Source organism: Desulfoluna sp. HI9BLuna, from assembly GCF_056829775.1.
Map to the genome: position 1 here is coordinate 1,463,036 of NZ_CP186555.1, position 12,177 is coordinate 1,475,212.

Below are 12,177 nucleotides of genomic sequence, written 5' to 3' on the forward strand. Positions count from 1 at the left end.
TGGTTTCATTTTATATCATGTCATTATGGAGCACGGTGCGCTCATCCAGCCCGGCGCCGATCTCATCCAGATTTTCCCGAATCATTTCCTGAACGGCCCGCATGATGGATGGGTTGGTCAAGGACACCCCGTTCAGGGCCTCTTCCACCTCCACCGTGCTGAACCGGTAGGTTCCCTTGTCCGTGGTGTGGGTGTACAAGAAGACAATATCAGGGGCCGAAGCCGCCGTCATGACGACGCTTCCCGCAATATCCCCGGCCACAGGCCGGTCCAGGTGCGCGTACTCGAACGCCACGGTCACCGTGGTGCCCACGCCGGGGGTGGAATCCACCACAAGGTCCCCGCCGCACTGCTGGGCGCCCTGCTTCAAAAGGGGCAGGCCCATGCCGATACGGCGCTCCTTGCGGGTGGTCATCCAGGGGCTGAAGACCTCTTCCAAAAGCTCCGGACTCATCCCTTTGCCGTCGTCTTCAAACACCATCCTGTAGATATTTTCCCTGGGACTCTCGGTGATGGTCAGCCTCACCACGCGGGCACCGGCCCGCACCGAGTTACCTAAAATATCAAGCACATAATGAGAAATCTCGTTCACACCATCACCTTCCGCCCCCCGCACCCTGAGAAGGCCAGGCGGATCTCACTCAAACCGGGTGTTTCCAATGTAAATTCCGTGGTCACCTTCCCGATGTCTTCGGCGTAATGGGCGTCGGACCCGCACACAAAAGGAAGGGTCGACACCTCGGGAAACCGCGTGCACACCTGTGCCCTGTGGTCCCTTCGGGCCACCTCCAGGGCGTCCGGGCAGAAGCCTTTGGGCATGATTCCCAGCTGGCTGAAGAGGCTGTTCTTCCCCTTGGCCACGTGGGCGCAGACCACCAGGCCTCCCCCCGCCCTTACGGCCTCGGCGGTCTCGTGGATGTCGGTGGTGAGAGACGCGATAAGGAGACGCTCCTCCTGGTAGACCACCTGCTCGTCACGGTCCACCACCACCTGGTAACCAAAGAGCTCCGGCCGGTTTCGGATCACCGTCAGGTGGTCGTCAATCCACCCCTGGAACGCCTCGGCCTCGTCCAGGCTGCCGAAATAGGCCAGAAGGTGCACCTCTTCCCGGGTGGTGAGTTCCACGCCGGGGAGGACAAAAAGCCCCTGTTCCTCGGCCAGCTCCGTAACGATGCGGCACTGCCGGGTGGAGTTGTGGTCCGTGATCCCCAGAAGGGTAATCCCCTGGGCCGCGCAGGAAGAGACAATGCCCGCAGGGCTCATGGAGACGTCCCCGCAGGGCGAGAGCACGGTGTGGAGGTGAAGATCAGCCCGGAAAGTCTGCATCGCCCGCCAGCATCCGGTGGAGGCGTCCCGCCACCTCGAAGGTCTCGGCCGTGGCCCCCAGAAGGGGCATGCCCTCGCGGTTGCTGTCCTCAATGGTGTCGGCATCCGGGGTGAACCCCTTGACCACAATAACACCGGCCAGGTCCTTGAGGGCGGCGATGCCCACCACGTTGCGGTGGGACTGAAGGGTCACCCAGAGGTCTCCCTCGTCGGAACACCCCATGACGTCCGAAAGAAGATCGGACACATAGCCCCCACGGATCTCACGATCCAGGCCAGCTTCCCCGCCGAACACGGTGAGGTTCATTTTTTCAACAAGCTCTTTAACCTTCATTCTTCCTCCAGATCGACGGACGCGCCGTCGAGTCTATTGTCACCCCACACATCGGCCAGGATATTCCCGGCGTCGGTGAGGGTCATCTGTCCCCTCTCCACCTGCTTTTTCTGCAGGAACACACACTGCCTTAACACCGCGTCTCCGTTAACCACATCTTCGGCCAGGGCCTGGCAGTTGGGAGACCCGCAGAGCCCGCAATCCACACCGGGCAAAAACGCGAGAATCTTGCGGAGCCGCTCCATCTTCACCATGGCCCGGCCCATGTCCTCATCGAGCTTCATGGCCGGCCTGGGGTTGATCTTGCCCAGCATGATGTGGTCCACCAGGTACTCCGTGTCGTCGTCGATGTCGTCCCACCGATCCGGGTCTTTCAAAGGGGCGGCCTTTCGCGATCGCTCCGCCCGGTTCCGTAAACGCTCCACGGTGAGAAACCGGTTGCAGCTGGTAAGCACGCCCCCGGCACAGCTCTGGTCGCAGGACCGGAGCTCCAGAAAATCGATATCCGAGATCTCCTCGTTTTCCATGTTCTCCAGAAACTCGAAAACATTGGCAATGCCGTCGATGGCAAGGCTTCGCCCGCGGGCGTATTCGGACTCCCCTGCCGTAAGGAACCAGAGCACCCCCTTCTCGCACAGGGTCTCGGCAAGGGGCTCCGGCGGCATGGCCTTCTCTTCGCCACGGATGCGTTTCCACACCCGGTTGTAGATGTAGTCCATGTTGATGACCCCGTTCAAAATCTTGCGTTCATGGGGATTGGGGGTCTTCACCGCCGAGATCTTGGCGGCGCACGGGGTCACGTAAAAGGTGCCGATTTCGTCGTCGGGCACGCCCTGGGCCAGAAGCTGGCGTCTGTAGAACAGGGCAGCAATGTCCACGGGGGCCTTCATGGGAATCACGTGGTCGAGAAGGGAGGGAAAACGCGTCTGGATCAGGCGCAGGACCGCCGGGCAAAAGGAGGAGATAAAGGGTTTTTTGACCTGGTTGTTCTTGATGTACCGGGCCGTGGCCAGGTGGAATACCCGCCACATCATCCCCACCTCGAACACGTCGGTAAAGCCCATCTCCAGAAGCTCGGCATAGATCCGCTGCTTGGGAATGGTCTCGGGAAACTGCCCCTTGAGGATGGAGGGCAACAGGGCCACCCGACGCGTGTACTTGTAGATCTCGTTGAAGTCGTCCTGCTCCACCCGGATGGCGGACTCCGGGCAGGCCCGGTAGCACTTACCGCAGTCGATGCACCGGTTCTGGAAGATCAGCGGCTTGCCGTTGCGGATCCGGATGGCATCGGTGGGGCACACCGACATGCATCGGCAGCACCCCCTGCACTTCTCCTCATCCACCCGCAGTGCATGATGTATGGCATTGTTGCTCATGGCATCTTCCACGCTATTTCAGTTTTTTTTATGCCCTGCCGTTCGGCATCGCCCGGAACCCGAAACCAACGGCATCGCATACGCAGAACGGGTCGCTAAAAACAAACCCGCCGTCCTGCCTACCTGTCAGGGACCGGCACCGCCCCATCATGGGATGCGGCGGTGCCGGTCTATGTTGAACCGTTCCCCGATGCGGCTCATGCCATGGCACCGGGGAACAAGGGGTGGGACTAGCCGCGCCCCTTATTTGTCTTTGTAGTCGTCCAGGATGTTGATGACATCATCCGGGGTCACCCTGCCGTAGATCTTGTCCCCGACCATGACCACAGGGGCCAGGCCGCAGGCGCCGATACAGCGCAGGCTGTCCATGGAGAACTTCCCGTCCGGGGTGGTCTCCCCCAGGTCGATGCCCAGAAGGAGCTTGAATTCATCCATCACGTCCATGGCACCCTTAACAAAACAGGCCGTTCCTGTACAGATGGAGATGTGATGCTTGCCCCTGGGCTCCATGACGAACAGGGAGTAGAAGGTCACCACACCGTAGACGGTGGAGACCGGAATGTCGAGCTCTTCGGCGATCACCTCCTGCACGTCCGGCGGAAGGTAGCCGCAGAAGTCCTGGGCCTTATGAAGGATATTGATGAGTTCGCCCTTGTCGTTGCCGTAGCTTTGACAGATGGACTGAATCTCTTTTACCGCGTTGCGGGACAACTTGCCTTGTACTAAAGTCATGGCGATTCATTCCTGTATCATGAGATCGTTAGGATGGGCGCCGAAACCTTGCCCGGCGCTTTTTCCGTTCAATCGAATCCTACTTGGTTTTCCTGCCGCTTCTGTCCACGTAATGGGTGTGGAGCAGTTTGTGGGGCTTTTCTCCCAGGGGCTCGCCCAGGTACTCTTCGTAGAGCTTCTTGATATGGGGGTTCTCATGGGATTTTCGGATCACCTTGGCCTCGTCTTCGGTGTACAGGGCCTGCTGACGGGCGCGGAGTACCGACTCGTCACCCTGGTGAAAGGGCTGGCCGCCGCCGCCGATGCATCCCCCGGGACAGGCCATCACCTCGATGGCGTGGTACGGGGAGGTCCCTTTGCGGATTTCCTCCATAAGGACGCGGGCGTTGGCCAGGCCGTGGGCGATGCCGATCTTGATATCGATACCGGCAAAATCCACGGTGGCAGACCGGATGCCGTCAACCCCTCGCAGGGCAGTGAAATCCACGTTTTCCAGGGTCTCCCCGGTGTGGAACTCGTAGGCGGTACGGGCCGCAGCTTCGATGACCCCGCCGGTGGTGCCGAAGATCACGGCCGCGCCGGTGGACTCGCCCAGGGGAGAGTCGAAGTCGTCGTCTTCCAGGCGATGGAAATCGATGTTGGCCCGCTTGATCAGGGAGGCCAGCTCACGGGTGGTGAGGGTGATGTCCACATCACGGTTGCCGTCCACGGCAAACTCTTCCCGGGCGCACTCGGCCTTCTTAGCCACACAGGGCATCACCGAGACCACCACCATGTCCTGGCGCTTCACGCCGATCTTCTCAGCCAGGTAGCTCTTGGCAATGGAGCCGAACATCTGCATGGGGGACCGGGCCGTGGAGGGGTAGTCCAGAAGGTCCGGGAACCGTTTTTCCAGATGGTTTACCCAGGCCGGACAGCAGGAGGTGACAATGGGAAGCTTCACCGAAGTGTCCCCTGCCAGGTGGCGGGTGAGGCGGTCCAGAAGCTCGGAGGCCTCTTCCATGATGGTGAGGTCGGCGGCAAAATCGGTGTCAAAGACGTAGTCGAACTCCAGGCGTCTCAGGGCCGCTGCCATCTTGCCCGTCACCAGGGTGCCCGGGGCCATGCCGAACTCTTCCCCCAGGGCGGTGCGCACCGCAGGGGCCACCTGGACCACCACGGTCTTGTCCGGGTCGGCAATGGCGCGAAGCACGGAAGCGGTCTCGTCCTTTTCGGAGAGGGCGCCCGTGGGGCACACGGCCACGCACTGGCCGCAGTAGGTGCACTTGGTGACGTCCAGGTTCTGATCAAAGGCCGTAACAACAACGGACTCAAAGCCTCGGTTAACGGCCGTTAAAACGCCCACGCCCTGGACCTCGCGGCAGACGTTTTCACACCTGCGGCACATGACGCACTTGTCCGGGTCCCGCACGATGGCAGGGGACGAAGTGTCCTTCACGTGGTGGGACATCTCCCCTTCGTAGGAGATCTCGCGGATGCCGAAGGTCTGGGCCAGGTCCTGGAGCTCACAGCAGCCCGCTTTGGAGCAGCTCAGGCAGTCTTTGGGGTGGTCGGAGAGGATCAGCTCCAGGTTGATGCGGCGGGCGTTCAAGACCCTCTGGGTACGGGTCTTCACCACCATGCCGGGGGCAGCCAGGGTGGTGCAGGCGGGAGCCAGGTTGCGGCGCCCCTCCACCTCCACCACGCAGAGCCTGCAGGAGGCGTTGCTGCTGTGAAAACCAATGCCGGAAAGATCCATATGGCACAGGGCCGGTACGGTGATGCCCTGCTCCCTGGCCGCCTCGAGGACGGTGGTCCCTTCGGGCACCTCAACGGGTTGATCGTCTATGGTCAGTTTGATGGATTCCATGGTTTTTCGTCCTTAGCTTTTGGTGATGGCACCGAATTTACAGTTTTCGTAGCAGACCCCGCACTTGATGCAGTGGAAGCTGTCGATGGTATGGGGCTGCTTGCGCACCCCTTCCACGGCATTCACCGGGCACTTCCGTGCACACAGGGTACAGCCCACGCACTTGTCGTGGTCGATGGCGTAGGTCACCAGGGCCTTACACTGCCCGGCCGGGCAGGTGTGGTCGGTGACGTGGGCCAGGTACTCATCGTAAAAGTTGTCCAGGGTGGAGAGGACCGGGTTGGGCGAGGTCTGGCCCAGGCCGCAGAGGGCCGTGTCCTTGATGGCTTCCCCCAGCTCCCGGAGCTTCACCAGGTCGTCCAGGGTGCCCTTGCCCTCGGTGATCTTCTCCAGGGTCTCGTAGAGGCGCTTGTTGCCGATTCGGCAGGGGGTGCACTTGCCGCAGGACTCCTCCACGGTAAAGTCGAGATAGAACTTGGCGATGGAGACCATGCAGTCGTCCTCGTCCATGATGATCATCCCGCCCGAGCCCATCATGGATCCGTTGGCCACGAGGTTGTCGTAGTCGATGGGCACGTCCAGGTGCTCTTCGGTGAGGCAGCCGCCGGAAGGCCCGCCGGTCTGCACCGCCTTGAACTTCTTGCCGCTGGAAATGCCGCCGCCGATGTCGTAGATCACCTCCCGCAGGGTGGTGCCCATGGGTACCTCGATGAGGCCCACGTTGCGGATCTTACCTGCCAGGGCAAACACCTTGGTGCCCTTGGAGTTCTCCGTGCCGATGGAGGAGAACCAGTCGGCCCCGCGGGTGATGATCACCGGGATGTTGGCCAGGGTCTCCACGTTGTTCACGTTGGTGGGCTTGCCGTAGTAGCCGGACTCCGCAGGGAAGGGAGGCTTCACCGTGGGCTCGCCGCGGTGGCCCTCCATGGAGTGGATCAGGGCGGTCTCCTCGCCGCAGACAAAGGCGCCTGCACCGTACTTCAGCTCAATGTCGAAGTTGAACCCGCTGCCCATGATGTCCCTGCCCAGAAGGCCCAGCTCGCGCGCCTGCTCAATGGCGATGAGGAGCCGCTGGATGGCCAGGGGATACTCGGCGCGAATGTAGATCAGGCCGGTCTCGGCGCCCATGGCATAGCCGCAGATGGCCATGGCCTCCAGCACCGAGTGGGGGTCGCCCTCCAGGATGGAGCGGTCCATGAACGCCCCTGGGTCCCCTTCGTCGGCGTTGCAGACCACAAACTTTTCGTCCCCTTCGGCGGCCCGGGCGTACTGCCACTTCAGCCCCGTGGGGAAACCGCCGCCGCCCCTGCCGCGCAGGCCCGAAGATTTCACCTCTTCAATGACCTTGTCCGGGCTCATCTCCAAAAGGGCCTTTCCCAGGGCCTGGTAGCCGTCCCGGGCGATGTACTCGTCAATGTTTTCGGGGTCGATGAACCCGCTGTTGCGCAGGGCAATACGGATCTGCTTGCGGTAAAAGCCCATGTGCTTGGAATCGGAAATACGATCCCCGCTCTTGGGGTCGGTGTAGAGAAGCCGCTCCACCCGGCGCCCCTTGACCACGTGCTCCTCGATGAGGATGTCGGCGTCTGAGGGGCTGACCTCCACATAGAACGTGTTGTCCGGCATGAATTTGACGATGGGGCCCTTCTCGCAGAAGCCGAAGCACCCAGTCTTCACCACCTGGACATCACGCTGGAGATTGCGTTTCTTGATGCCCTGGTCGAGTTTTTGAAAAATCAGATCGCTTTCCGAAGCCCGGCAACCGGTACCGGCGCAGACCAGAATGTGCGTTTTGTATCGTCCCATCTCGTGTGTGCTCCTTCATGTATTTCAAGGACCGGGAAAACCGGCTCGCGCCGATCCGGCGCCATGCGGGCAATCCCTTTGGTGGCCCCGGGCGTTAGTCTTTGTCCACCACTTCGTAATTCACAGGGATGATGCCCGGCAGGAGTTCGCCGTTGGCCACATAGCGGTCCACGATCTCGGCGGCTTTCTCCGTGGTTACTTCGCCGAAGACAACGGGATCGCTTCCAGGAAGCGTCACCTCGATGGTGGGCTCGGCGTAACAGTACCCCATGCACCCGGTCTGGGTGACCACCGCTTCGATGTTGCGGCGATCCAACTGGTCCAACAGGGCCCCGTAGACCTCCTTGCCTCCCGCTGCGATCCCGCAGGTTGCCATGGCAACCCGAATCTGGACCAACTGGTCGCAGCGCTCTCCGTTCTCCCTTAAATGGACACTGGACTGGAGCTTCTCTTTCATTTTCCGTAAATCATCCAGGGACTTGATCTTTGTCATGACTACCCTCCGGTCATTGCGTCTGGCCGAACAGCCGGTGCAAATCAAACTAACGTTTTTGGATAATGGGAATGCAAACAAGCCGAAACTACAGGGTGACGGGGCGAACTGAGCGAAAGGGGGCGCATGGGCGCCCGTGGGAAGGGCGTACGTCGACAAAGCGGGAGAAACCGGGAGGTCCCCCCGGCACGGGGCAAGCCTGTGGAACATGCTGCGGGATGAGAGTGTGCCTGACAAAAACCCGAAACGACGTTTTCCTTTTTTTACTCACTTCACCCAACAGCAAAAGCAAATGCGATTACTTACTGAAAAGCGATGTGTTATCACCACCATAGATTCCGACGAAGAACCATCAATGTAAAAATCAGGCCATTAGTCAAGGGCAAACCCGATAAATTCCGCTGATGCCATAGATAAATGAAAAACACTTTACATTGCCTTAATTTTCGAATATGAACATCCACCCCACAAAAACGCCGATACAATTTTCCCTTCTGATCACCGATGGTTGACAAGAAACCCCGCACCGCTCACAAAGAGGAACCAAACCTTTTCGGTTTGCAACATTCCGGCCCCAAAAAGCCCCGCCATATGATGCTCTGCGAAACCAATCCGGGCCGTGAAAATTGTTTACGAACGCATCGGACACCCCACCGGGTGACAGCACAGGGATCAATGGAAAAATGTCATGGCTCCAGCCGGTATCCCCCTTTGTTGAAAAGGAGATCTCAAATCGTGTGTAAGGAAAATCCAAGCAAGAAAACGCAAGGCATCCCATCGCCCTCCAGAAGCAGGTACACAGGGAACCGTTTGCGCAAAAGGTTCCCTGTCTGATACATTGAACTAAAATCAGTGATCAGGGCGTTGTTGCAATCAACGTTCGGGCCGTGCGGACACCCCGCGCGCCCTCGCCCGCCATGGCAAAATCGCCCGGTGCCTTTTTTGAGGCTCAAAAGCCCCGACAAAGGCACAGACGCAGACATAAAACGGAATAGACTGGGATTTTTTTCATGAAAAAAGGCACACTCATCAACTCGGAACTCAGCCACGCCGTGGCACGACTCGGACACCTGGACGGACTCTGTGTCTGCGACGCAGGGCTGCCCATCCCCGCCGAGACCCGGCGCATCGACCTGGCCTTAAGCCGCGGCATCCCCTCGTTCATCGACACCGTCAAGGCCGTACTCTCGGAAATGACCCTGGACTCGGTGGAGATGGCCGAAGAGTTCCCCGAAAAAAGCCCGGAGCTCCACGACGCCTTCATGGCCCTCCTCAAAGAGGAAGAAGAGGCCCAGGGCAGGGAAATCCCCATCCTTGCCGTTCGCCACGAGGCCTTCAAGCTTGCCACCAAACGGTGCCGGGCCGTGGTGCGCACCGGGGAGTTTACCCCATACGCCAACGTGATCCTCAAGGCCGGGGTCCGATTTTAAAATCAACGGAACACGCCACAGTCCTTGACGCAAGCCCCGGTGACCTTGTCTCGGATCCGCAGCAGCGGACGGTACCCGGGGCTTGCGTTCCTTTAAAACAAGCCGAAATGTGGTATGCTCGAATCATACTGTAATTGACGCCTGACCTGATACGCATCCCCCCCCTTGCTCCCATACCCTGATCCCGGTGTTCCCACACGAAGGCCAGGTGTATCCCATGTGTTCAACCCGATGACATGTTTGGAGCGATCCCATGCCCCAACCCATCCTGCACCTTTCGGGTATCGAAAAGAGCTTTCCCGGCGTCAAGGCCCTGGACGGCGTGAACCTCTCCGTCACCCCCGGCCGCGTCATGGCCCTGGTGGGGGAAAACGGCGCGGGAAAATCAACCCTCATGAAGGTGCTCACCGGCATCTACCGGGCCGAGGCCGGGACGATCACCTACGACGGCAAAGAGGTCTGCTTCCCCGGCCCCAGGCACTCCCAGGAAGCGGGCATCGGCATCATCCACCAGGAACTCAACCTCCTGCCGGAACTCACCATCGCGGAAAACATCTTTCTGGGAAGGGAAAAAACATCCCGCTTCGGCCGGATTCTCTGGCGCGAGATGTTCGCCGAGGCAGACCGCCTACTGGCAAAACTCGGGGTGCCCCACAACGCCAAAACCCGCCTGGGTAACCTGGGCATCGGGGCCCAGCAGATGGTGGAGATCGCCAAGGCCCTCTCCTTTGAGTCCAGGGTCATCATTATGGACGAACCCACCGACGCCCTCACCGACACGGAGACCGAGGCCCTCTTTGCAGTCATCGAAGAACTCAAGGCCGGAGGCCGGTGCATCGTCTACATCTCCCACCGCCTGGCCGAGATTTTCGCAATCTGCGACGACGTCACCGTGCTCCGGGACGGAAAATTCATCGCAGAGCGCCCCGTGTCGGACATCGACGAAGAGACCCTCATCGAGATGATGGTGGGCCGCCGCCTGGACGAGCAGTACCCCAGGGTCCAAACAACCCCGGAGGAAACAAGCCTTACGGTCACCGACCTTGCAGCCCATGGTGTCAACGGGGCCTCTTTTTCCGTAAAACGCGGCGAAATCCTGGGGGTGGCAGGGCTCATGGGCTCGGGCCGCACCGAGCTCATGCGGGCCGTCATCGGTGCCAACCCCGTCACCCGGGGCACCATCCGCCTCTTTGGTGCACCCCTTAAAATCAAAAGCCCCAAGGATGCCATCGACGCGGGCATCGCCTACATCAGCGAAGACCGGAAAGCCGACGGCCTGGTGGCCATGCTCAGCGTCAAAGAGAACATGACCCTGGCCGCCCTCCAGACCTTCAGCACCCCCATGGGAAACCTCGACCACGACGAAGAGCGCCGGGCCGTGGACGACTTCATCCATAGCTTTGCCGTCAAAACCCCGAGCCGGAACCAGGCCGTGGGCAACCTCTCCGGCGGCAACCAGCAGAAGGTGGCCATCGCCAAAGGCCTCATGACGCGCCCCAAGGTGCTCATCCTGGACGAGCCCACCCGGGGCGTGGACGTGGGCGCAAAAAAAGAGATCTACCAGCTCATCAACACCTTTAAAGAGAAGGGAATGAGCATCCTCCTCATCTCCTCGGAGATGCCCGAAATCCTCGGCATGAGTGATCGCATCATCGTGATGCACCAGGGCCGCGTCACCGGCGAGTTCAGCGCGGAAGACGCCACCCAGGAACACATCATGGCCTGCGCCGTGGGCCGCATGGAGACCGATGCCCCATGACCACCAACGAATCAAAGGCCCCCACAGGCGGGCGAGCGACCCTGAAGGACCGGATCATCGAACAGAAGTCCCTCATCGCCCTGCTGGTGATGATCGTCATCGTCTCCTTTTTAAGCCCCAACTTCTTTACCGCGGCAAACCTCCTCAACATCCTGCGCCAGACCGCCGTCAACGCCATCATGGCCGTGGGCATGACCCTGGTGATCCTCACCGCCGGCATCGACCTGTCCGTGGGCTCCATCCTGGCCCTGTCAGGGGCCGTAGGAGCAAGTCTCATCGCCATGGAACTTCCCGTGGCACTCTGCGTGGCAGCCGCCCTTGCCACAGGAACCGCCGTGGGAGCCGTGAGCGGCATCATCATCGCAAAAGGCCGGGTCCAGGCCTTCATCGCCACCCTCGTGGCCATGACCCTGGTCCGGGGCCTCACCCTCGTCTACACCGACGGGCGCCCCATCTCCACCGGCTTCACAGACACGGCCGACGCCTTTGCCGTCATCGGCACCGGCTACCTAATAGGCATCCCGGTTCCCGTCTGGATCATGGCCGCCACCTTCGGCCTGGCCTGGTACCTCCTCAACCACACACGCCTGGGCCGCTACATCTACGCCCTGGGCGGAAACGAAGAAGCCACGCGCCTCTCCGGCATCAACACCGACCGCGTCAAGATCACGGTCTACGCCATCTGCGGCTTCCTCGCCGCCCTGGCAGGGCTCATCATCACCTCCCGCCTCTCCTCGGCACAACCCACCGCAGGAGCAGGCTACGAACTGGACGCCATCGCCGCCGTTGTCCTGGGCGGCACCAGCCTCATGGGAGGCAAAGGCACCATCATGGGAACCCTCATCGGTGCTCTTATCATCGGATTTTTAAACAACGCCCTCAACCTGCTGGATGTCTCCTCCTACTACCAGATGATCGCCAAAGCCGTGGTGATCCTCCTAGCCGTGCTGGTGGATACCCGCAGCAAGACATAGAAAAGACGCCTCCGGAGGCGAGGTGAGCCACCTCGAAAGCTGATTGCCCTTGCGCTTTGTCCCTCGTTCCTCGGGCCAAAGCGCAAGGGCCTTCGACG

The 12,177-nt window shown here is 60.5% G+C and carries 11 protein-coding genes; 3 read left to right on the plus strand and 8 right to left on the minus strand.

The genetic code is table 11. The annotated features are described in order from the left end of the window. Positions 1-10: 10 nt before the first annotated feature. From ACOYW0_RS05790 to ACOYW0_RS05825, 8 genes are all read right to left on the minus strand, one after another. Complete coding sequence (locus tag ACOYW0_RS05790; protein ID WP_482417605.1) at positions 11-592, minus strand: ATP-binding protein; 582 nt, start codon at positions 590-592, stop codon at positions 11-13. Then, positions 589-1,326: a PHP-associated domain-containing protein gene (locus ACOYW0_RS05795; RefSeq protein ID WP_482417606.1), complete on the minus strand. Its 738-nt coding sequence runs from the start codon at positions 1,324-1,326 to the stop codon at positions 589-591. Before ACOYW0_RS05795 ends, ACOYW0_RS05790 begins: the two co-directional genes overlap by 4 nt. After that, positions 1,307-1,660 (minus strand): hypothetical protein, encoded by a 354-nt coding sequence (locus ACOYW0_RS05800; protein WP_482417607.1) that lies wholly within the window; start codon positions 1,658-1,660, stop codon positions 1,307-1,309. The genes ACOYW0_RS05795 and ACOYW0_RS05800 overlap by 20 nt, the downstream gene beginning before the upstream one ends. Next, positions 1,657-3,036 carry a [Fe-Fe] hydrogenase large subunit C-terminal domain-containing protein gene (locus ACOYW0_RS05805; RefSeq protein WP_482417608.1) on the minus strand — a complete coding sequence of 460 codons (1,380 nt, stop codon included), beginning with the start codon at positions 3,034-3,036 and terminating at the stop codon, positions 1,657-1,659. The genes ACOYW0_RS05800 and ACOYW0_RS05805 overlap by 4 nt, the downstream gene beginning before the upstream one ends. A gap of 243 nt (positions 3,037-3,279) precedes the next feature. Then, on the minus strand, positions 3,280-3,768 hold the full coding sequence (nuoE, locus tag ACOYW0_RS05810) for an NADH-quinone oxidoreductase subunit NuoE (protein ID WP_180140073.1): 489 nt from the start codon (positions 3,766-3,768) through the stop codon (positions 3,280-3,282). 79 nt (positions 3,769-3,847) lie between these two features. Beyond that, a complete protein-coding gene (locus ACOYW0_RS05815; RefSeq protein WP_482417609.1) occupies positions 3,848-5,617 on the minus strand; it encodes an NADH-dependent [FeFe] hydrogenase, group A6 in 1,770 nt (589 codons plus the stop codon). A 12-nt stretch (positions 5,618-5,629) separates the two neighbouring features. After that, positions 5,630-7,423: an NADH-ubiquinone oxidoreductase-F iron-sulfur binding region domain-containing protein gene (locus ACOYW0_RS05820; protein ID WP_482417610.1), complete on the minus strand. Its 1,794-nt coding sequence runs from the start codon at positions 7,421-7,423 to the stop codon at positions 5,630-5,632. 94 nt (positions 7,424-7,517) lie between these two features. Next, entirely contained in the window at positions 7,518-7,916 is a 399-nt protein-coding gene (locus ACOYW0_RS05825; protein ID WP_482417611.1) for a (2Fe-2S) ferredoxin domain-containing protein, read from the minus strand. Positions 7,917-8,926: 1,010 nt separating this feature from the next. On the opposite strand from ACOYW0_RS05825, the gene rbsD reads away from it, so the two are divergent. From rbsD to rbsC, 3 genes are all read left to right on the plus strand, one after another. Further along, positions 8,927-9,346 carry a D-ribose pyranase gene (rbsD, locus tag ACOYW0_RS05830; protein WP_482417612.1) on the plus strand — a complete coding sequence of 140 codons (420 nt, stop codon included), beginning with the start codon at positions 8,927-8,929 and terminating at the stop codon, positions 9,344-9,346. Positions 9,347-9,599: 253 nt separating this feature from the next. Next, a complete protein-coding gene (gene rbsA / locus ACOYW0_RS05835; protein WP_482417613.1) occupies positions 9,600-11,105 on the plus strand; it encodes a ribose ABC transporter ATP-binding protein RbsA in 1,506 nt (501 codons plus the stop codon). Continuing rightward, on the plus strand, positions 11,102-12,079 hold the full coding sequence (rbsC, locus tag ACOYW0_RS05840; protein WP_482417614.1) for a ribose ABC transporter permease: 978 nt from the start codon (positions 11,102-11,104) through the stop codon (positions 12,077-12,079). Before rbsA ends, rbsC begins: the two co-directional genes overlap by 4 nt. The last annotated feature ends 98 nt before the right edge of the window (positions 12,080-12,177 follow it).

Bases quoted from the DNA above. Each gene is read 5' to 3' on its own strand.
- ACOYW0_RS05800 (WP_482417607.1), bottom strand. From the start codon at position 1,660: ATGAAGGTTAAAGAGCTTGTTGAAAAAATGAACCTCACCGTGTTCGGC.
- ACOYW0_RS05825 (WP_482417611.1), bottom strand. From the start codon at position 7,916: ATGACAAAGATCAAGTCCCTGGATGATTTACGGAAAATGAAAGAGAAG.
- rbsD (WP_482417612.1), top strand. From the start codon at position 8,927: ATGAAAAAAGGCACACTCATCAACTCGGAACTCAGCCACGCCGTGGCA.
- nuoE (WP_180140073.1), bottom strand. From the start codon at position 3,768: ATGACTTTAGTACAAGGCAAGTTGTCCCGCAACGCGGTAAAAGAGATT.
- rbsA (WP_482417613.1), top strand. From the start codon at position 9,600: ATGCCCCAACCCATCCTGCACCTTTCGGGTATCGAAAAGAGCTTTCCC.
- ACOYW0_RS05795 (WP_482417606.1), bottom strand. From the start codon at position 1,326: ATGCAGACTTTCCGGGCTGATCTTCACCTCCACACCGTGCTCTCGCCC.
- ACOYW0_RS05805 (WP_482417608.1), bottom strand. From the start codon at position 3,036: ATGAGCAACAATGCCATACATCATGCACTGCGGGTGGATGAGGAGAAG.
- rbsC (WP_482417614.1), top strand. From the start codon at position 11,102: ATGACCACCAACGAATCAAAGGCCCCCACAGGCGGGCGAGCGACCCTG.
- ACOYW0_RS05815 (WP_482417609.1), bottom strand. From the start codon at position 5,617: ATGGAATCCATCAAACTGACCATAGACGATCAACCCGTTGAGGTGCCC.
- ACOYW0_RS05820 (WP_482417610.1), bottom strand. From the start codon at position 7,423: ATGGGACGATACAAAACGCACATTCTGGTCTGCGCCGGTACCGGTTGC.